Origin of the sequence: Sediminicola arcticus (assembly GCF_040566695.1) — a bacterium.
Classification (GTDB): domain Bacteria; phylum Bacteroidota; class Bacteroidia; order Flavobacteriales; family Flavobacteriaceae; genus Sediminicola; species Sediminicola arcticus.
This window is the reverse complement of sequence record NZ_JBEXAE010000002.1, coordinates 315,502-336,246: the sequence shown is the minus strand read 5'-3', so window position 1 is coordinate 336,246 and position 20,745 is coordinate 315,502. Positions and strand designations below refer to the sequence as shown.

At 37.7% G+C, this 20,745-nt stretch carries 14 protein-coding genes; 2 read left to right on the top strand and 12 right to left on the bottom strand.

Annotated features, from left to right (window positions below; translation table 11 throughout):
• Positions 1–649 precede the first annotated feature (649 nt).
• A complete protein-coding gene (locus tag ABXZ36_RS05250) occupies positions 650–1,489 on the bottom strand; it encodes a universal stress protein (protein WP_354614439.1) in 840 nt (279 codons plus the stop codon).
• Between the two features lie 176 nt (positions 1,490–1,665).
• On the opposite strand from ABXZ36_RS05250, the gene ABXZ36_RS05245 reads away from it, so the two are divergent.
• Positions 1,666–2,223 (top strand): YeeE/YedE family protein, encoded by a 558-nt coding sequence (locus ABXZ36_RS05245; protein ID WP_354614438.1) that lies wholly within the window; start codon positions 1,666–1,668, stop codon positions 2,221–2,223.
• A gap of 2 nt (positions 2,224–2,225) precedes the next feature.
• Positions 2,226–2,639 carry a DUF6691 family protein gene (locus ABXZ36_RS05240; RefSeq protein ID WP_354614437.1) on the top strand — a complete coding sequence of 138 codons (414 nt, stop codon included), beginning with the start codon at positions 2,226–2,228 and terminating at the stop codon, positions 2,637–2,639.
• A gap of 92 nt (positions 2,640–2,731) precedes the next feature.
• Here ABXZ36_RS05240 and ABXZ36_RS05235 read toward each other — a convergent pair whose 3' ends face one another.
• The 11 genes from ABXZ36_RS05235 to ABXZ36_RS05185 form a co-directional block, all read right to left on the bottom strand.
• Positions 2,732–3,229 (bottom strand): hypothetical protein, encoded by a 498-nt coding sequence (locus ABXZ36_RS05235; RefSeq protein ID WP_354614436.1) that lies wholly within the window; start codon positions 3,227–3,229, stop codon positions 2,732–2,734.
• A gap of 14 nt (positions 3,230–3,243) precedes the next feature.
• A complete protein-coding gene (locus tag ABXZ36_RS05230) occupies positions 3,244–3,858 on the bottom strand; it encodes a glycoside hydrolase family 17 protein (protein WP_354614435.1) in 615 nt (204 codons plus the stop codon).
• A gap of 99 nt (positions 3,859–3,957) precedes the next feature.
• Positions 3,958–4,557, bottom strand: coding sequence for a hypothetical protein (locus tag ABXZ36_RS05225; RefSeq protein ID WP_354614433.1), 600 nt, complete (start codon positions 4,555–4,557; stop codon positions 3,958–3,960).
• A gap of 98 nt (positions 4,558–4,655) precedes the next feature.
• Positions 4,656–8,117, bottom strand: coding sequence for a 1,3-beta-D-glucan phosphorylase, GH149 family (locus ABXZ36_RS05220; protein ID WP_354614432.1), 3,462 nt, complete (start codon positions 8,115–8,117; stop codon positions 4,656–4,658).
• Between the two features lie 91 nt (positions 8,118–8,208).
• Positions 8,209–9,522, bottom strand: coding sequence for a glycoside hydrolase family 2 TIM barrel-domain containing protein (locus tag ABXZ36_RS05215; RefSeq protein WP_354614431.1), 1,314 nt, complete (start codon positions 9,520–9,522; stop codon positions 8,209–8,211).
• A 9-nt stretch (positions 9,523–9,531) separates the two neighbouring features.
• Positions 9,532–11,070 (bottom strand): sugar porter family MFS transporter, encoded by a 1,539-nt coding sequence (locus ABXZ36_RS05210; protein WP_354614430.1) that lies wholly within the window; start codon positions 11,068–11,070, stop codon positions 9,532–9,534.
• 137 nt (positions 11,071–11,207) lie between these two features.
• Positions 11,208–12,317, bottom strand: a complete 1,110-nt coding sequence (locus ABXZ36_RS05205) for a glycoside hydrolase family 16 protein (RefSeq protein WP_354614429.1) — start codon at positions 12,315–12,317, stop codon at positions 11,208–11,210.
• A 152-nt stretch (positions 12,318–12,469) separates the two neighbouring features.
• Complete coding sequence (locus ABXZ36_RS05200; RefSeq protein WP_354614428.1) at positions 12,470–13,393, bottom strand: hypothetical protein; 924 nt, start codon at positions 13,391–13,393, stop codon at positions 12,470–12,472.
• A gap of 11 nt (positions 13,394–13,404) precedes the next feature.
• Entirely contained in the window at positions 13,405–16,068 is a 2,664-nt protein-coding gene (locus tag ABXZ36_RS05195) for a hypothetical protein (RefSeq protein WP_354614427.1), read from the bottom strand.
• Positions 16,069–16,088: 20 nt separating this feature from the next.
• Entirely contained in the window at positions 16,089–17,555 is a 1,467-nt protein-coding gene (locus ABXZ36_RS05190) for a RagB/SusD family nutrient uptake outer membrane protein (RefSeq protein WP_354614426.1), read from the bottom strand.
• Between the two features lie 11 nt (positions 17,556–17,566).
• The gene (locus ABXZ36_RS05185) at positions 17,567–20,602 is read right to left on the bottom strand and encodes a SusC/RagA family TonB-linked outer membrane protein (RefSeq protein ID WP_354614425.1); all 3,036 of its coding nucleotides are present in this window, start codon (positions 20,600–20,602) and stop codon (positions 17,567–17,569) included.
• Between the last annotated feature and the right edge of the window lie 143 nt (positions 20,603–20,745).

The following is a 20,745-nucleotide window of genomic DNA, read 5'->3' as shown; positions in this document are numbered from 1 at the left end:
ACGCCAAGCTTGCTTGAGCGTTTTTTTGTTTGTGCTATTTTCTAAGCGGAGCTTTATGGCACACCTTTAGTAATCGTGTCATAGCCAGATTACTCGAGTATCCAAGGCAACCGACGTGGTACTTTTAGTGTGGAAAACTGAGCTTGCTCAAAATTATCCGAAATTGTTTTACATGGATTGATCAGTTAAAAACTACTGATGTAGATGTACGCTTTATCAAGAGATGGAGTAACGCAAAATAAGTAAAAGCACACCCAAATAGAATACCAAAACCCCAACAAGTCCAAAAAATTTTCCAAAATACCCTTTAAATCGTAGTTTTTTTGATACTCCAAGCTCATTTATCGCCATATTAGAATTATTTTTTTCTAACATCCTGTAGGCTATGAAAGCTATTATAGCCCCAACAATTATCAGAAAAATACCTTTTGAGATCATATGTATATTCATTTACACAATGAAGCTATACCATCGTATGGACTACAAATGTACCGAAATATGTAGAATGATTGCAATTGGTATACTATTTTAAAATGAGCTATTTTTAAGAAAGGAAGGAACTCTTTTTGATAAGTATATTAAGTATTATCCTACGAAAAAATTCCACTAAAATATGTTTTTGGGTGGGTTAATTCTTGAAATTACCACCTCACAGATTTAATGTATTGAAACTCATAAGTGGTATAGTTATATGGCCTTCTAGTTTTTTCACCATACTAGTATGAAACATTTTGTTCAAAAATCCTTTCTCTTCACGATGCAAAAGAACTAACAAATCTGCCCCTATCTGCTCCACTTGATTTTTTAATTCCCTATCTATGGTATCGGAAAAAATCAGTTTAAAATTCAAATTTTCTCCTTCTACTTGATCTTGCAACATATCCTTAAACCATTCCATCTGTTCCTTTCCTGCATATTCCTTTTCAGTGGAAATATGAATAAGATGAACTTTTGCATTCATAGCCTCCGCTATAGGAACTAATTTCTTAATCGCCTCAATATCAAATTCCATAAAATCTGTAGCATATAAAATCTTACTAATAGGCTTAGCGCCAGAATTAGGGACAATTAATAAAGGACAGGATAAATTTTCTACCAAACTTTTGCCAATATCTCCAACAAATAAACCCCGATCTGTATGTTTATCCTTTCTTCCAATAATCACAATATCTGCTGAGAGGTTTTTAGAATTTTCTTTAATCCCTGCTGTTACAGAATCATTTGCAACCACGTGAAATATTATATTCTTACCTTCCAATCCACCTTTTAAGTGTTTAGCACAGTAGCTTTTTAAAATTTCCTTTTGCTCTTTTATTACATGATATTCTATTTGCTCTGGAGGTCTTGAAACCATAACCCTTATGGGTTCCATTTTGTGGGTATTGAAAACGACTAGTTGTGTCCCTAACCTTGAGCTTAATTCATAGGCATATCGCAGTGCCGGTGCAGAATTCACAGTACGGTCTGTGGCATAAAAGATAGTCTTCATTACAGTATGTTTTAGAACTTTAAATCTATTGGCTTTCTTGGAATCTTCAAATGACAATGGTCATACTCTTCAATAAAACATACATGAACATCCAGCAAAAGAATATTTTCCTTGTCTAACCATTATAACATAGTCCTTCTGAATTTCCACTTATATTTGTACAAATTATTTCATCTATGGATTTCATTTTACAACCATGGCCTTGGTATGTTTCTGGGCCACTTATAGCCTTAATCATGTTATTGCTAATCTATTTTGGCAAAACGTTTGGAATGTCCTCCAACCTAAGGACACTATGCACTATAGGTGGGGCAGGAAAATATTCAGATTTCTTCAGGTTCGACTGGAAGGCACAACGCTGGAACCTTACCGTAGTGCTAGGCGCAATAATTGGTGGTTTCATAGCTGCTGAATTCCTTTCAGACAATTCTGTAATCGCTTTAAGTAGTGAAACTATATCCGATTTAGGTGAATTTGGATTCAATAATATTGGTGAAACACTATTGCCTGCAGAAATTTACAATTGGGAGAATGTTTTAAGCATTAAAGGATTGTCCATTTTGATTGTTGGAGGTTTTCTTGTAGGTTTCGGCACACGATACGCAGGAGGTTGTACCTCTGGACATGCCATTACTGGTCTTAGCAACCTTCAATTACCTTCGTTAATTGCTGTTATCGGATTTTTTATTGGAGGACTTATCATGACCCATTTTATCTTACCCCTTATATTTTAAATATGAAGTTTCTTAAATTTTTATTAGTCGGTTTATTCTTCGGTATTGTCTTGGTTAAATCTGAGGCTGTTTCATGGTATCGTATTTTTGAAATGTTCAAATTTCAATCTTTTCACATGTACGGTATTATTGGTTCTGCTGTCTTTTTGGGTGTCATAGGAGTTTGGCTTATCAAAAAATTCAAAATTCAAAGTACTGAAGGAAATGAGATATTTTTGCCTCCAAAGGACAAGAGTTTTGCCCGTTACATATTGGGAGGTACCATATTTGGTTTTGGTTGGGCTCTTGCAGGTGCTTGCCCAGGACCCATGTACATTCTCTTGGGAACTGGAGTGTTCACCATGTTAATAGTTATTGGAGCAGCCTTATTAGGTACCTTTACCTACGGAGTATTAAGAAATAAATTACCTCATTAATTCACTAAGCAACAAGCAAATTCATTTGCCTTGAACCATTTCTAGTTTAGCGTATTACTCAAAGTCCGGGAACGTAATCCTATACTTTTTAATTACTCCTTGGTATAGTAAATGTTTTTAAGGCTTATTGTTTTTCCATCAAAATTTTCTTTTCCAAGTAGGTAAAGTATAGCTGTAACATTATCTAGATCGCCCTTTTTGTTCAACTCTGTTATGGGAATGGAATAGGTTTTCCAATTATCGCTAACTTTGCATGAACCATTATAACCAAATGTTACTCCATTATTCACCTGATTCCCATTAGAAAATATGCCTGTTTGAAAACCGATTTGAAAAGAAGAAGAGGTATCTCCTTTAATATCAAAAAATAGGCGTCCTTTATAGCAATTAGATAGATTTTCCCCTTTAGATTGTATTTCTAAGGCACCGCCCCACCAATCGCCAGTTCCGGTTTTAATTGTTAGTTTACCTTCTGGAGACAGAGACATTTCACAGGTACCCTCCCAAACATTTAATTTTAATGGTGCGTTGGGATAGGTTACTTTTTTATCCATATTAACCTCTTCCTCTTCAGATTCTTTTAGGACCAAATAGGTGCCTTCCGTTACAGCATTCCCAGCATTACGGTTTGTATTGATCTTAGTCGTTTCAACAGTCCTATTTCCGAAAGTGGTTTTGGTGGCAATAATTTGGCCAACATTTTCGAAGCATCTCCACCATAGGTCTTGGTAATAGGTAGTCCATTTCTAGTTACGTTTTTAAAAGCTCCTTTGTCTACCAAACCCCACAAAGCATATTTAGCCAGTCCCTGAAGATTGATTAATCCAAAAAGATTCTCAGACCCCATAACATCACCTGAATCCTTCCATTGCTCATCAAAAGCTTCAAAATAAAAACAGGTCATCCCAGCACTATCTGTCCATTCTCTCATAGCATCATAAAACAGTTTTTCCTTATACTCATCCGCTGCATGCGAACCTGTGGGACCGTAAGAAGTACTTGCATTGGTAGCCCAACCTGTTTCCCCAATATGGATAGGTTTCGCGAAACCTAAACTTTTAATATAGTCAAGAGCTCCATTATATTGGGATTTAGCATATTCGGTAGCACGGACCATTGCCTTCTCTATTTTTTCCAAATCCCCCAAATTTTCTTCTTCTTCCGGAACTGCCCAAAAGGAAGGACTGTAATGAGAATCGTGAAACGGATAGGTATGCAAGGAAACAAAATCTACTGCCCCGATTAGGGCAGCTAAATCATCTGTCCTATAATTTTCTGAACCACCCCCCCAAGATTCATAATTGTCGGAACTGGTAATTCATAAGTCTTTGGGGAGGTCACCCTGCTTCTTTAATTCCTGTAAGTGTTTTACCCAATCCAAGATAACTTTAGGGGTTACATAATAGTTTACCGCCCATTTGACCATAGCCTCGTTTCCCACGGCAATGATTTTAACAATATCCGGATTTTCCTTGGCCATGGCAAAGGCTGTTTCAATCTCTGCCTTATTATTGCCAGAATTCCCTTTGGTATGGTCTGCATTCCCCGTCCAAGCACCTTCACACTCTATCCAAGTACCTAACATTAGGTACATTTCAAAATTTGGGTCTTCCTTTTTTAAATTACGAATGGCCTTTAATAAGTTGGCAGTATGAGCATATTGCTGGGTGTTATAGGTACGCAATAATTTAACTCCCATTACAGCCAAAATTTTCATATCCTCCTCTAGGTCTTTCACAGTAGGAACATCATCTCTGGTTTTCCCTCTATATCCGCCATATGAAAACGCTTTATGCTTTGGATTTCCCAAGATATCAGAAGCCTTGAGTTCAATGAACTTGTTGCTATTTTGATCTATGCATCCTATTAATAGCATAATCAATACCACAAAGAAACCTGCTACATAATTTGTTTTCATTGATTACTATATTCAACTTTTAATAGTACTCTTAACTATGCAATGCCCGCACATAACTATTGGCTCAACCAATCTATGCTGCCACCCTATTATTTAAGTTAAAGTGTGTTGATGGCAACACGTATTTGTTTTATAGTGTCCTGTCTTTCAAAAATTTGCTTACTTAAGGATTCATCCAATTGTGAATCTTCAAAATTCACCTTTGATCCATCTTTAAAAAGCACTTCCACACCTAATTTTCCAGTAAGTTGATATATAACAGGGATTTGGCAATAGGTAAATCCAAAAGAGCTTCCGGTTAAGTGAATCTGCTTTTCATTCTTATTAATATCAAAATAATCCAGTATTGCGTCATGCTTAAAAAACTCTTCTTTTTTCAAAAGTTTTGGGTTAAAGGATAATTTGCCTGCTTTTACGCCAATTCCCAATTCCCCAAACCTACTTAAAATATCCTCTTTTACCTGCCCAGTCATTCCTGGTTGTTGCGCACCCTTACCTGCTGGCGTATGGGAATACGGATCTGTAGGAAAGGCTCCATAAAGTTGAGGGGATTTATGAACCCCAATACCTTCACTTATTTCATAGTAGTGGTTTTTCAATCTTTGCACCACATCCCTATTTTCATTATTTTCTATAGCCTTTTGGGTGCATTCTTGAACGGCCAACAGCAATTTAGAAACCATATGCCAATAAATAGATCCTAATCCTTCATAGCCAAAAAATGTACCTGACCTACCAGTGAAGGATTTATGATCAAAAATTTCTTCAAAGATGTCCAAAACTAATTTCCTATCCTTCGCTACCAGATCTTGATATTGTTCTGGAAGTTTTTCCAATGCAGCTTTTAAACTATTTGCATTGTTAAAAGAGCCATTAAAATGGTAGGCTCCATTTATATCCTGCTCCACTATTTGGGCATTCCCGTCCTTCATCAATTGAAGTGCCAATTCCGATTGCTTTATTCTTTTGGAAGGAATCTTATTTTTAGCTATAAATCTGGAAAGTTCCTTGTTGGGATATAGAATGTAACTGGATTGGTCCTTTCTATATAACTTACTACTTTTTAAGGCATCTAAGACTTGTAAAGCTTCCTCGGACGAAATACAATCAGAGGCTAAGACAGCAACCTGCCCCTCCAACATTTCAGTCAAATAGGAAACAGAAATTTCCCTGTTATTTTCAACACTCATCAAATTATAGGAGTGATACAGATTGTCTTTTCTCTTATTGGCCTTTATAGTATGGTCCAAATAATTGATCATCAGATCAAAAAAAGCAACGAGTTCCGATTTACCAAGTGGATTTTTGATTCCAGAAAAACCATTTTGATAAATGAAGGTTCTGTATTTGCCCCCGGCCATACCTAATCCATCTACTAGTGTCTTTCTATCTTTATCTGAAAAATTTCCGTTTAGCAATTGTTGAGATCCAACCAAGGTAGCATTGATTTCCCTAAAGAATGTACTAAGTTCCTCAGAAATGGCAACTTCAGTAAATTTTGCTTTTTCAGTAAGTCCCTTAAAGAATTCAAGAAACCTTCTCAGGTAGAAAAGGGTCACCATAGATACTCCATTACCAACTAATGCATTGTTGGCATCGTTCCATTCCGGTCTTTGGGTATTTAACCATATACCTCCCTCAGGGATGAAGTTGGAACATTTGGCCAAGGCAGTGGCCAAGAGTTTTTCTATAAAATTCACCTTGTAAATTTCCTTGTTTTGATTGAGGAGCAAGAGTCCATCTGCACCTAATTCTTTCTTCCTTCCGTGAAGAATACGATCTAATTTATCATCAAAAACAATAGTATCCTTAGGATTCTTCAAAATATCTGAATAACCCTTAATTTTGTAAGGAACATTGGCGTAAACAAAAACATCTTCATTAAAGTAACCCGCCAATGTATTGGGGTAAAAATCCTCAATAAACTCTAAAAATTTTAATAGGTAAACAATCTGGTGGTCTCCCCAATAGCCAATAAAAGAAAAGGGATCTTCTGGTTCTATAACTTCCCAATCAAATCCACCTTTGGTAACTCTGTAAGGGTTATAACCATCAAAAGTAGAAGCATTTAGGAATTTGAAAATCATACTTTCCATAAACTCTGGATAGGAATGCGCCAAGGCTTCCCAGTTCTGAAATATATCCCTCCAGTTTCCTTCATAATCCAACACCTTGGAACCATCTTCCTCACTTCTAGTATTTATAGAAAACTTATTCCATGGTCTACTTGGGTCGCCATGTCTCCTGCTAAATTTTAGCGGCAGGTACTCCATACAAAGTCGCTTAAAATCTGTATCACTATTTTTCTGAGTCAGCGCCTTTAATTGGGACAGAGAGAATACCTCAGGAAGTTGTTTCAATATTTCGTTATGCTTCTTGAAAACCTCTATATTGGCCTTGGCCAAGTAGGTTTTAAAATCTTGGGCTTCAATTTGATAATTATGATCAAAAATACCACCCCTCATAATATTGAACATTACATTGGCAAAATGGCGTGTAGTTCTAAGCTCATCCGCTGAAGCCTGAAATCCATCAGCTGCGGCGGTCAATTCTTTAAGATTTCTTGTGCCTAAGTCAATGTCGGCTTGAATCTTTTGAGTCAGGTTCTTTTCAGTTTGCAAGAGATTAGAAATGTAAGCCACATCACTAGGACCTTGATTCACATTGGCTATAATGATCCAGTTTTTATCTTTCTTTGGAGCCAATTTTAAATTAGCATGTAAGAAGTAGGCCGATTTTTCTGCCTTTACTTCCACCTCTTGTACTATGGGGAGGCCTTTTCTGAATGCGTTGATCTGACCGGAAGATATGAGATAGGAACAGTCCTCCAACCCTAAAGACCAAGCAATGGTAGCTTTTAAGGCTTCACTAGGTTCTGATTTATCAACTATTATGGCACTAAGCGCATAGATTCCCAATCCAATTTTTGCCTCAAGTTCATTTTTCTTGTAAGCATCTACCAAATTACTACGGCTATTTTGCAAGGCCGTGGATATTCCATAGGGCAGTATATTCTGGATCCCGTCTAAAAGAGTCAATTGAACCTCTTCATTATTGTTATTGACAAATGTGCTTTTTCTTACAAAACCAAATTCATTACTGGAGTTCCATTGATATCTAAAGAGGAGTCCTAGGTCTAAATTGACTTCTTCAATTACGACTTTATTTCCAAACTTATTTTTATACAGATTCCTGCGAATATTATAGACTCCTTTTTGGTTTTCAGAAAATGGTTCCCAAAGTAAAGTCTTTTCGCTCATATGAACTTGGACTAAGGTCTTGCTCCCTGTTACCTCTGCTGATTCTGTAATCTTATCATCTGTGTAATACGGAAAAAGAGCCATATCGGAGTCCTTTCTTCCTGCAGTTACGCCGCCATTACTGGATAAAAACATCCAATGATTGGAATCACTTACGATACTCATAAAGAATGGCCTCATGGCATCGTTATTGAAGATCTTGTAAAATGTCTCGTTTTCAATTTCTACATATTCGCCACTGACCTTATGATCTTCAAAATGTGCTGGGTTCTTTCCTATATAAATTTGTTTTCCCTCCATGGAACATGTTTTAATTGATTAAAATTCATAACCTCAATTAAATACTTTAAGTATATAATTGAGGTTCTTACTTCTATTCTTTTATTATTTTTTATTTGACCATAAACGGTATGTTTGCTGTGCCCTCGTGATTAAAACCATCATCGGCATAAACGAACAATCTGTACTTTCCAGGGGCGGGCGACTTAAACTTCAGCATGCCATCCTTTTCCTCTGTAATATCAATAGTTATGGCTTTTGGTCTGGCTTCGTGGTCTCCTCCTTCTTTAACCTCCTCACTTTCTGGTAACACTTCCCATTTATAGGTGATAGGATCATTTTCAATGTCTTTGATTACTACTTGAGCTGTATATTCTTTCGCTGGTTCCAAAATAACATTTTCATAAGCTGTATTTCCTTTCAAAACAAAAGAAGCTATTTGAGGTGTCCTATTTTCTGGCCATTTACCATTCCAAATAAAGTGCATCACCCCTACGGATTCTGTTTCTTTACCATTCTCCAAGAAAACTCCATACCAAGTAGGTGTACGTTCTTGTTTATTTCCCCATAAGAAAACATAAGAACCAATACATTGGAGCGTATCCGCCGCAATTCCTCCTTTATATCTCTTCAAGTAATTACCTGCTTTTAAGGTGCTGTTTTCTTCTATAGGGGCTCCCCAAGTAGTTGTTGGAACTTCCCAGTGCCCGGTTGCTCCCCATTCTGTGACCATATAAGGGCCTTTCCATCCATATTCCCTTATCAACTTCGGAACATCTGGCAAGTCCCCGTACATCTGCACAGACAGAATATCTAAATCTTTACATCTCTCATTAATATAATTAATTTCTTTCTGAGAAATTCCAGCAAGGGTTGTTGTGGTTGGATGATTAGGATCCAATTCATGAATCATTGATGAAATATCATTTACGGCATCCCAAACTTTTGGATTAGTATAATTTAAATTAAGTTCATTACCAATAACCCAAATAAGGAGTGCAGGATGATCTTTAATTTCCAAAACCTCCTTTTTTATGCGCTCTTTTTGTTCTTGCACCGCCTTTTCATCATCATAGTCAAATCCATGGCGCTCTCGCTCCACTTCAATACCCATACTTACCATAAGGCCATATTCCTGAGCCTCATCCAAAACTTCTATCGCGGATTTTTTACCATTATCGGTACGCCAAGTCCTAAAGGAATTGGCATTATGTTCTGCTAATGCGGCTACGTTGCCAAATTCTAACCCTGCACCTTTTATATAGAAAGGTGCTCCGTTTACCAATAATTGGAATTTTTCACCTGATTTGGAAATCTCAACATATGCAGGTCCGCCCGCTAATTGCTGTTCAGTTTTGCTTTTTTTTGAATCGTTCTTGCAAGATATAAACAAGCAGATACAGAGAACACAAAGTAATTGCTTCATTTTTTTAGTCTATTTATTGATTAATAATTCTTCTACCTCCTCTAAAGTTCTTCCTTTGGTTTCAATCACATACTTATATACAAAGAAGACTGCACAAAGGGATAAAAGGGCGTATATGGCAAATGTAACTGTTGGTCCCAAGTTGGAGAGTTCCCATGGAAAAACCTGCGTAACCGAAAAGCTTATCAAAGAATTGAAAAAACCTACAACGGAAATAGCAATTCCTTTAATCTTACTGGGGAATATTTCTGAAATCAACGTCCACATGACCGGTCCGAGGGAAATAGCAAAAGATGCTACATAAAGCAGTATAGCAATCAATACCAAAGTTGCGTTTATGGAAATAAAATTGGTAATCTCATTGCGCTTAAATTCCAAAAATAATTCTTCATCCAATTTGGAACTAACTTCTGTAAACAAAGCTGTTTGTCCATCAAAAGATTTTCCATTCAAATCTGATAAGGCCACCATAATCTCCTTGTTACTTACTTTACCCAAGGTGGTGTCGTTAAAATTATAAGTTGCATTATTAAAAGCAAAGGTTGCCATCAAAAGAGCTATGGTCATAAAAGTTGTTCCAATGAGCAAAAGAGGCTTTCTTCCTAGTTTATCTATCAACCAAATGGCTACAAAAGTAAAGACTAGGTTGGTAAGCCCTACAACAATAGCTTGTAAAAAGGATGAATCCGTACTACCTCCAGCCTGTTCAAAAATTGTAGGCGCATAGTAGAATACCGCATTAATTCCTGTTATTTGTTGGAAGAATGCTATTCCTAATGCGATGATCATTATGGTTGCATACTTGTGTTTAAAAATATCGGATAGTTTCCCTTTTTCCTCCTTTTTATCCAATCCACGTTGGATTTCGGCAAGGGTTATTTCAGCATACTCTTCTCCTCCAATTCTCATTAGGGTCTTCCTAGCTATTTTCACTTCATTTAATTTGAAAATGAGCCATCTTGGACTTTTAGGAACCGTAAAAAGGGCAAAAAAATAAATTATAGCCGGAATGGCTTCTACCCCTAGCATCCATCTCCAAGCCTCCCCTTCTATATTTACCAAGAAATAATTGGAAAAATAGGCTACGGAAATACCAATAACAATGTTCAGTTGATTAAAGGACACCAAGCTTCCTCTCAATTTTGGAGGCGCAATTTCTGCAATATAGATGGGCGCTATAAGGATAGCCCCTCCAATACCAATACCTCCTATGATTCTGGCGATAATGAATTCGGTATAGCCTGTTGCCAATGCAGACCAAGTAGCCGATATTGAAAATAATGCAGCCACTATGATCAACATATTCTTGCGTCCAAAACGATCACTTAATGGTCCTGCCAAAATGTTTCCCGCCATTGCTCCAAAGACCACGCAACCTACAGAAAAGCCCAATTGCCATTCGGACATTTTAAAGTAAATAGTGATTCCTTTTATTGCCCCAGAAATTACGGCACTGTCAAAACCCAATAAAAAACCACCCAAAGCAACAATTAAGCTGATTAGGATGGTATAGGATTTGTTCATTTTAACGGTAACTTTTTTTTCCATTTTTGGTTATTGTTAGGTTGGTTATCATCTTAGGATGCAAAATACAAATTAGGTTTGATTCACAAAAGTTTAAATAAATGATAAGGCCTTAGATGGAAGGCCTTACCGCTAATAAAAAAACAAAACAATTCAAAATTTTATTGATATACCCTTACATAGTCTATTTCCATTGTATCCTGGGTGAAATTTGGATCAATGGCACCTCCCAAGTTTCCACCCATAGCTATGTTCAGAAGTATGAACTGATCTTGATTAAAAGGCCAGGTATCGCTATTCTTTGTTGCTGGATTATAAGTGTAAAATAGGGTGTCATCTAGGTAAAAATCCATTTTATCCGTTGTCCAGTCTACCGCATAAACATGGAATTCAGTTGTTGTATCCGGAATTTCAATTATTCCCTTGTTAATTGTATTCCCAAAACTTGAAGGTGTATGAATAGCACTAGAAACTTCCCCAATGTTATTTCCTGCATGTTCCATGATGTCAATTTCACCACAAGATGGCCAACCTACGGTGGTTATATTGGATCCCAAAGTCCAAATTGCAGGCCAAGTGCCTCCTCCTCCAGGGAGTTTTGCCCGTACTTCAATACGTCCATACGTGAAAGCGAACTTAGAATTTAAGCGGGCCGAAGTATAATTTTTGGTAGAATTATAGGCAGTATAGTTCTCCTTTTTGGCTACAATTTTTAAGGTGCCATTAGAAACATAAGCATTCTCTGTCCTAGCGGTATAATGTTGCTGCTCTGAATTGTACCAGCCGCCATTTTCAGGGGGTACTTCTTCTGAAAACCAGTTACTGTTCAACACAGCTCCATCAGTATCAAATTCATCTGCCCAAACTAACCCTGTTTCGTTTACAACATCAACGGTAATGGTCTTAAATGCACTTATCATATTGCCCGTACTGGAATATGCAAATACACTGACCACTTGATTATTTTTACCTGATGTCGTAAATTTGTAGTCAAATATTCCATTTACAGTTTCCTGCTCCTCTTGGTTTCCAACTTTAAATCCATACTGCACCGCATTGGTGGCTGAGGCCGTACATTTTATCATACCAGATCCATCACCATTAGGATTATTTGCATCAGCACCTACAATAGTAACGGTTAAATTTAAATTAGTTGGCACTATACCTTCCTCGATTGGTTCTGCGGTAGAATCCCCACCTGAGCAAGAAGTTAAAAATAACAACATTAAAAATCCCAACATCATAGTTCTAAGGTAAATTTTTGCAATCATAAATAACTCTATTGTTTACTTCAAAAATAATGATTTTAAGAAGAGGCATGATATATGCCCCTACCCAAATCAATTTACATTTTATTCTGCAATAAGCATGAACCACCAGTCAAACTAATCATTCCCATCATATGTCCTCAACAACATTGGGATCATAACCCATAACCCTCGGGTCTAAATTGATGATAATATGCGATTTCTATACCTTCCAAAATAGGCTTAAAATCACCCCTTACGTAAAGGAAGTCGTCTGTAAGTTCTATGATTTTGTACCTCGTAGTACCAGACCAAAATGACAGGGTGCTGTTTTCTACCTCTAGATATAATTCGCCATCTTCTCCTAGAACAATAATAAAACTGGTATCAGTAGCAATTTTTTTGGCCGCAGTGCTATTGGTTGAAGAGATATCCCTACATTCATCTACAAACTGTTGAGGAGAGGAATTAGGATAGAAAAACTGAACATCTGCCCACCCCACTAAGGTTTCATTACCAGCGCCAGTATCTAATTGATACCCATAACTGTTTCCTTCATACGAAAAGGTCAACACATCATCGTAAGCGCAAGGATTTAAAGTGTTTGGTGGTGCTTGAAATCCATCGTTTTGCCCATTAAAGGCCGCATCCGCACCCCAATGCCCTGTTTCTTCCTTGTTCCAAACCCACCTTTTGGTTCCATCACCTGCAATTTTTTGCAATATTTCCGGATCTATCAACAACTGAACATCAAGATCTACATCAATATTCCTTGAAGTTGCCGTACCTCCAGCACCAAAGGCCACAATAGTTATTAGTTGTGAATACTGCCCAGATTGGGTATACCTAAATTTAGCAGCTTCTCCAGGATTCACGGTTATTGGATCTGCATTTTGTTTGAAAATCACCTGAATACTCAAAGCATTATCTGCTGTTGCAGTCAAAGTAATATTCCCAGACCGATCTGAATCTACAACTGTAGAAACATTTAAATTGGTCGGAGTTACCAAAGACGATAAACTTGGTTCATCTTCTTGGCAAGCCATCAGTGTAAAAAACACCAACAACATAGCACTATATTTACTTATCAAATCTTTCATTTTGCCGTATTTTATTGTTGGGTTATATCGTCTATGTAATAAATAGTACCATCACCAGCAGCTTGAGCTACGTCGTCAAAATCTAGAAACACTACAATTTTGTCATAGGCATTAGTTGCATTTATAGCAGAAAAATCGTAGGTTAAAGTCACCCATTGGTTAGCCGTCGTTACAGTTTGGTCTAACGAAAAGCCACTACCACCAACGCCTTCTTTTTCCAATTGGAATCTCACATTAATACCAGCCTTTGGAGAATAAACTTTTAAAGAAAAAGTTTTTTTGGTAGATAATTCAATATTCTGTCCATAAATCTTAAAAGTACCTGAATACCAAGCAGAACCATTTACCTTATTAAATTCATATACATTGGCAGAAGTATTTATTCCTCCAGAAACTGGATTAGATACTATTGTACCTGTTGCTCCGAAATCAAAAGCACCTTCCATACTAGCGGTACCTTCAAAAGTTAAAGTAGGTATCTCAGCTCTTGCGCTTCCACCACCTCCTGAGGCATTTAAGGTAATGTTATCAAAGTAAACCACATTATCCTGCGTTCTTGTGTTGAAGTCTGGAAAGACAACAATGGCATCTATATTAGTGGACGATCCTTCTCCAATTTTACCCGACATATCAAAGGTAATCTCCTCCCACTCATTGATTTTTGTGTTCGGTATTTTTATTTCCCCTGTTGAGGCTTTATTAGCTTCGAATTTTATCCCAACATCACTGATTACTGATTTCCATACCATTATTTTCACAATACTATTAGATGAGCTCAAAGTAAAAGGAGTCTCTAACTCGGTTACAGTCCCAGCATAATTTGCTCCACCTAACTTTGCAGTAAATTTAGCAACCGTTGCCGAGGTATTGATTCCTGAAGCATCCGGATTGGAAATAATTTCCAAAGGTGGAGTATCTGCTTCAAATACGGACCATGTAGCGGCCGCACCAGTTCCAGGCGTTTCAAAATTAACTGGAAAACTAGTTTTGCCACTAGTTGAACCACCACCTGATCCACTTGCTACAACAATATCATCAAAGTAGAAGCTTTCACCTTGCCCTGCACTACCAAAATCCGGGAATACAATCGCAGTATCAAAAGAAATTGAGGTATTAAATGCGCCAGCAATAGGATTGGACATATTGAAAGATAATTCTTCCCAAGCCATGGCAACTGTACTATTCACTTCCACTTCTGCAAACGTTACAGGATTACCGTTTCCATCTTTAGCCGCAGAAGAGTCTTCAATTTTAAAACGAATCGGCGTACCAATTCTTGGAGACCATACCTTAATTTTTACAGTAGTTCCAGTGGAGAAATCTATTGCACCTGCCAAAGGAATACTTGCACCTGCATAGGTTTGAGCTCCAGTTAATTTTTGAATTTCCAAAACCTTGGTAGAAGTATTGGCCCCTGAGGCATCTGGATTATTTATGATTGCCGCGGGGATTGGACCAAAACTGGATGAACCAAAACCAGTGATCGCATAATTGATTGTGGTAGACTGGAAATCAATTGGTAATTGTGGCTTAGCTGAGGCCGCTGCCGCTGCCTGCTTAATATCATCCCAATAAAATGTTCCAGCGGTAGTTCCTGGACCGTCTATAAACATTACCAAAGTAGCATATTGACCGGTGGGAACAAACGCCTCACCAACACCTTGGTTACCATCAATATAACTCTTAGTTGCATTTGTAGCAAAATCAAAACTCAAATCTTCCCAACCGGTTCCACCGTGTGTCGCAACCACTTCATTTTGACGTTCTCCATTTACACCTCCTTCAAATTTCAATAAAATAGGTACCGAAACCTCTGACCACAACTTCATGGTGATAGTCTTATTAGACCCACTAAAATCTACTGGTGTACCTAAATTAAACGCTCCTCCCTCAAATTGAGCACCAGAATTGGTGATTGCTCCAACCTTTGAAGCAACCGTATTAGCGCCCGAAAGATCAGGATTATCCAATACCTCAAAACTGGCTCCATTAAATGTTCCGTACGCATAATTTACGGTGGCATTATCAAAGGTGATAGGTAAAGAAACCGCATTGGAGGCTCCTGAAATTGTAATTGTTTTGGTTAATTCAATAGTTGCTGTCCCAGCACCTCTTGCTACAACTCGCACACTGTATTCACCTACCTCTGCATACACATGTGCTGCAGATTCAGTAGCCATAATTGTTGTAGGCTCTTCATTTTCAACATCACCAAAATATACGTCATAAACCGTGGCATTAGTAGCTGTTGGTGTTACGGACACTTCAAATGGATTTGTGCTAGAAATTACCACAGTAAAATCTAAATCTACTGGTGCTGAAAAGGAAATTGTCACAACACGTACCAATTCACTTTTTAAACCGGTCATCCCTATGGCCACTATTCGAAGGTTATACTCACCTTCACCATACACATAAGTGGCTGTTTCTCCAGGACTAACTATTGTAGGAGTTTCCCCTTCTACATCTCCAAAGTAAATTTCAAATGTGGAAGCCCCTTCTGCAGTTGGAGTTGCGGTAACCGTACCTGTATCGTCTTGTGAAATGTTAAATACGGCCTTAATATTAGTTGGTGCCGAAATGTCATCTAAAACATATGATGTTTCCTCGTTATCGCAGGAATTAAATACATTTATGACCAAAAATAATACCAGTAATTTTTTTATGTGTTTCATTTGTCCTTAATTTAATTTTATTAATATCCTGCGTTTTGTGCCCAACGGTTTCCTGCCAATTCTATTTCAATAGATGGTATTGGGAATAATTCATTTTTACCAGCACTAAAGCCAGGAATTGCTTGAGCCGCTGTACCAGTTCTGACCAAATCGAAGAAGCGATGTCCTTCGCCCATCAGCTCTATCCTACGCTCTTGATAAATAGCATCGGTCAAAGAAGCTCCTGTGACCAAAACTGGCAACAATCCTGCTCTGTCACGCACTCTATTTAAATAGGCTTGGGCTTTAAGATTATCACTGGCGGATTTTCTATTATTGGCTTCCGCTGCCATTAACAATACATCTGCAAAACGTATGGCCCTATAATTATTGGGGTTCGTCAAATTTGAATCCCCTGTGTTTAAATCCCCTTTTCTAGCAATATATTTTCTATTGTAAAAACCGGTATGTTCAAAACCTTCCACATAGGTAGCTCCAGTTTGTTGGGCCCAGGTAACGATGTTCAATACAGCAACATCCCGTCTAATGTCCCCCGCTTCAAAAGCATTATAAGCTTCTTGGGTAGGAACGTTAAAACTAAATCCAGAATCAAAATCCGGACCAGTATAGTTACGGATACCATTAAACCCAACGGCCACATTTCCCTCACTACATTGTAAACATCCAAAACCTGCACCTTCTACATCTGTATATTGTACTTCAAAAACAGATTCAATATTATTTTCCCCTGCTTGTTCAAAAATGGAATTGTAATCCGTTACCAAATCATATGGGCCACTATTGATCACTTCCTCCAAAACGATAGCGGCTTCAGAAAATTTATCTTGGTATAGGTACACTTTACCTAATAAGGCTTGAGCGGCTCCTTTTGTAGCCCTACCCGTTTCTGATTGCACCGCCGGTAAATTAGCAGCAGCGAAAATTAGATCCAATTCTATTTGGGCATACACTTCAGCTTTAGGAGTTCTTTCAGCAACATCCTGATCGCCAAACAACAAGCGTTTGTCTACGGACAATGGAACATCTCCAAACCATTTCACCAATTCAAAATAGTAATAAGCTCTTAAAAAAGTAGCTTCGGCCAAAACCTGCTCTTTACCAGCAAAATCGGTCTTTTCCTTAAATTCCAAAATATAATTGGCACGGTTAACTCCTGCGAACATCCAACTCCAGATATCACGTAATTGCGCATTTACCGGATTATGGGTCATATTGTCCACTTCTTGTATCCCTGGAACATCGGTAGCACTTTCGCCACCAGCCAAGGTATTGTCGGAAGCAATTTCACCTAACATTACGTTGAGATAGGATGATTGCAAAAGATCGTAAGCCCCAATTAAGGCACTTTGGTAATCTTCCTCAGAATTGAAAAAACTTTCTGAATCCTCGTCAAAAGAATCTACATCAACAAAACTATCGCTACAAGAGATAGCTATAGCTCCTATCAGGAAGACGACGATTGAAGATTTTAATAATTTATATTTCATAATCATAGCTATTAAAATTTAAGATTTGCACCTAAAAGGTAAGTTCTTGGAACAGGATAAAATCCTGGATCTATACCGGCTCCAATTGGAGCTCCGGAGGAAGCACTAGGGTCATACCCTTTATATTCTGTAAGCGTAAATACATTATTTGCAGAGATATAAAATCGAAGCTTGTTCAATCCCAATTTTTCCACGGTTCTTATAGGTAACGTATATCCCAATTGCACATTCTGTAACCTTGCGAATGAACCATCTTCCACAAAAAAGTCAGAAAACAATGCATTAGAGGTAGCTCCTGTAGTAACTCTAGGATATGTATTAGTACTGCCCTCACCTGTCCATCTGTTCAAGGAGTAAATTGATTTGTTCACCAAAGGCTGAACACGTTCATAGTTCCTAACAATTTCATTTCCAATAGTAGCAAAAGCATAACTGCTAAAATCCCAATTCTTATAATTAAATGAAATATTAATTCCCATTGTAGCATCTGGTATTGGATTTCCAATATCGGTACGGTCATCGGTATCTATAATACCATCACCATTGATATCCACAAATCTGATATCTCCAGGAGCAGCATTTGCTTGGGTAGCATGTGCATCTATTTCCGCTTGGTTCTGAAAAATACCATCTGTCTCTAAGCCAAAGAAATATCCAATTGGTTTGCCACTTGTCATACGAGAAGGTGGGTCTTGACCAACACCGAAACCTCCGCCAGGTATAAATCCTACTCCATTATTTACAGAAAGCACCTCATTTTGCAAAAATGTTACGTTATAATTGATTCCCCAAGAAAAATCTTCGGAACGATCACTACTATATCCAATAGCAAATTCGAATCCTTTGTTCTCTACAGATCCTGCGTTGACTACTGGAGAGGCTGAACCTGGTGCTGCTGAACCCAAAATACCGGAAACCGGAGGCTGTAGCAAAAGGTCATCAGTTCTTTTTCTGAAGTAATCTGCAGTGATATCAATATTATCATTGAACAATTTAAGATCTACCCCAATGTCTAATGTCTTTTGTTCTTCCCATTGTATGGAAGGGTTGGGCAACACTCCAACGGCATTACCAAAAACCAAATTATTTCCTAGAACATAAGCGGCTTCCCCACTTAAAATACCTCTAAAAGCATTGCCTGGTATTCTATCGTTACCCACAATACCGTAACTTCCTCTCAGTTTCATAAAAGAAATAATTTTGCTATCGGTTAAGAAGTCCTCGTCAGAGACAATCCAACCTACGGATGCGGATGGGAAATAACCAAATTTATTACGTGGCCCAAATCTTGTTGATCCGTCCCTTCTAATAATTCCAGATAGTAGATATTTACCCTTATAATTGTATTGTAATCTAGTAAAATAGGATAACAAACGTTCTTTAAACCTTCCACTCAGCCCACTCAACTTTAAATCGTTTCTGAGATCCACAGCATCCGCAATATCCGCCTGAGCAAAATCTACAGAATTTTCAAAAAACCCTTGAGTACTTCCAGAGAAAATACCTCTTGTATCAAAAATCGACATCCCTAAAGTTGCTTTTATATTGTGATCATCCCCTATCTTTTTATCATAATTTAAGAAAGCATCAAATGTATAATCTTTAAAAATATCCTTATTTACATTTAAAAAAGGTCTGCCATCATTATTAAATACCTTTCCAGAACCATAGAACACTGTTGGTGAAAAGTTCCTTCCCTCCACTTCGGCATAGTTGAATTGTAAGCTAGTTTCGACTGTAAAATCAGTTAAAAAATTATAGTTCAACCCTATTTTACCACTTAGCTTATCAACTACTGTAGAATTAAATGTATTTTCTATCTGGGCCAAAGGGTTGATTACCTCATTTCCCAAGCCTTCAGCCAAGGTAAATGCCCCACCTAGGCTCCTAACATCAAAAGTCGGGGCGTTGTTCAAAGAATTGAACAATACAGATCCCAATCCACCTTCATTCAGCCCTTTTTTATTGGTACCGGTATAGATTATGTTGGTAGTCAACTTCAATTTTTCCAACAAATCGGTATTAAAATTAACCCGGGTAGTATACCTTTTAAAATTAGCCTTATCTCCTCCTACAATACCGTCCTGTGTCAACAAGGAAAGCCCTACAGAGTAGGTAGATTTTGCGGTACCACCACTCATGGTTAGACTATGATTGACAATAGGTGCCTTTTGAAATACCTCATCCTGCCAATTGGTGCCAATACCTAATCCAGCAACACTGGGAAAAGGAACGGCCTGCCCACCAGCAGCAAAAGCCTCGTTGACCAATAAGGCGTATTCCGTTGCATTCAATACCGGAATTTCTCTTGAAGTTTCCTGAAATCCACCATAAATATCATAGTTGAATTTAAGCTCGGTATTTTTCCTTCCCGTTTTGGTTGTGATTAAGATAACCCCGTTAGCTGCACGAACGCCATAAATACCAGCTGTAGCATCCTTTAATATGTTCATGCTTTCTATATCACTTGGGTTAATAACACTTAAATCCTCTATGACGTTACCATCAACAAGAATTAAAGGTCTGTTATCTCCGTTGGTAGAAATACCCCGTATACGAATACTGGAGGCACTACCTGGAGATCCAGATTCGGAGGTAATCTGCACCCCTGCTACCTGCCCTTGCAAGGCTTGCTCGATTCTAGTTGGATTTAGGTCTTCTATAGTTTGCGAACTAACTACGGAAACAGCACCTGTTATTTCCTTTTTGGTTGAAGTCCCATACCCAACTACGACTACCTCATCCAAGGCACTAACATCTTCCTGAAGAGAAATTGTTAAATTATTAGAGTTTTGAATAGCAACTTCTTTTGTTATAAACCCTATGTAGGAGAAAGACAAAACGTCACCCACCTTTACATTGGTGATGGTAAAGTTTCCATCAAAATCTGTTGTAGCTCCCCTACTCTGACTCTTAACAAGTACATTGACCCCAGGTAGTATATCATTGATACTGGCGTCTTTAACTGTACCATTAATAGTAAATCCTTGACCAAAAGAATTGGACACGGAAATAATCATGGTAAGAATTAATAATGTGTATTTCATTTGTAGTTCATTTTTGATTTGACAATTTATCACATCAAAAAATACCATTCTAATAATTTACCCCTACAAAAAATATACATAATGAAATTGCACACCCTGTAATTTGCCGATTTCGATATAAAAGCTATGTTTTGTTAGCCCTC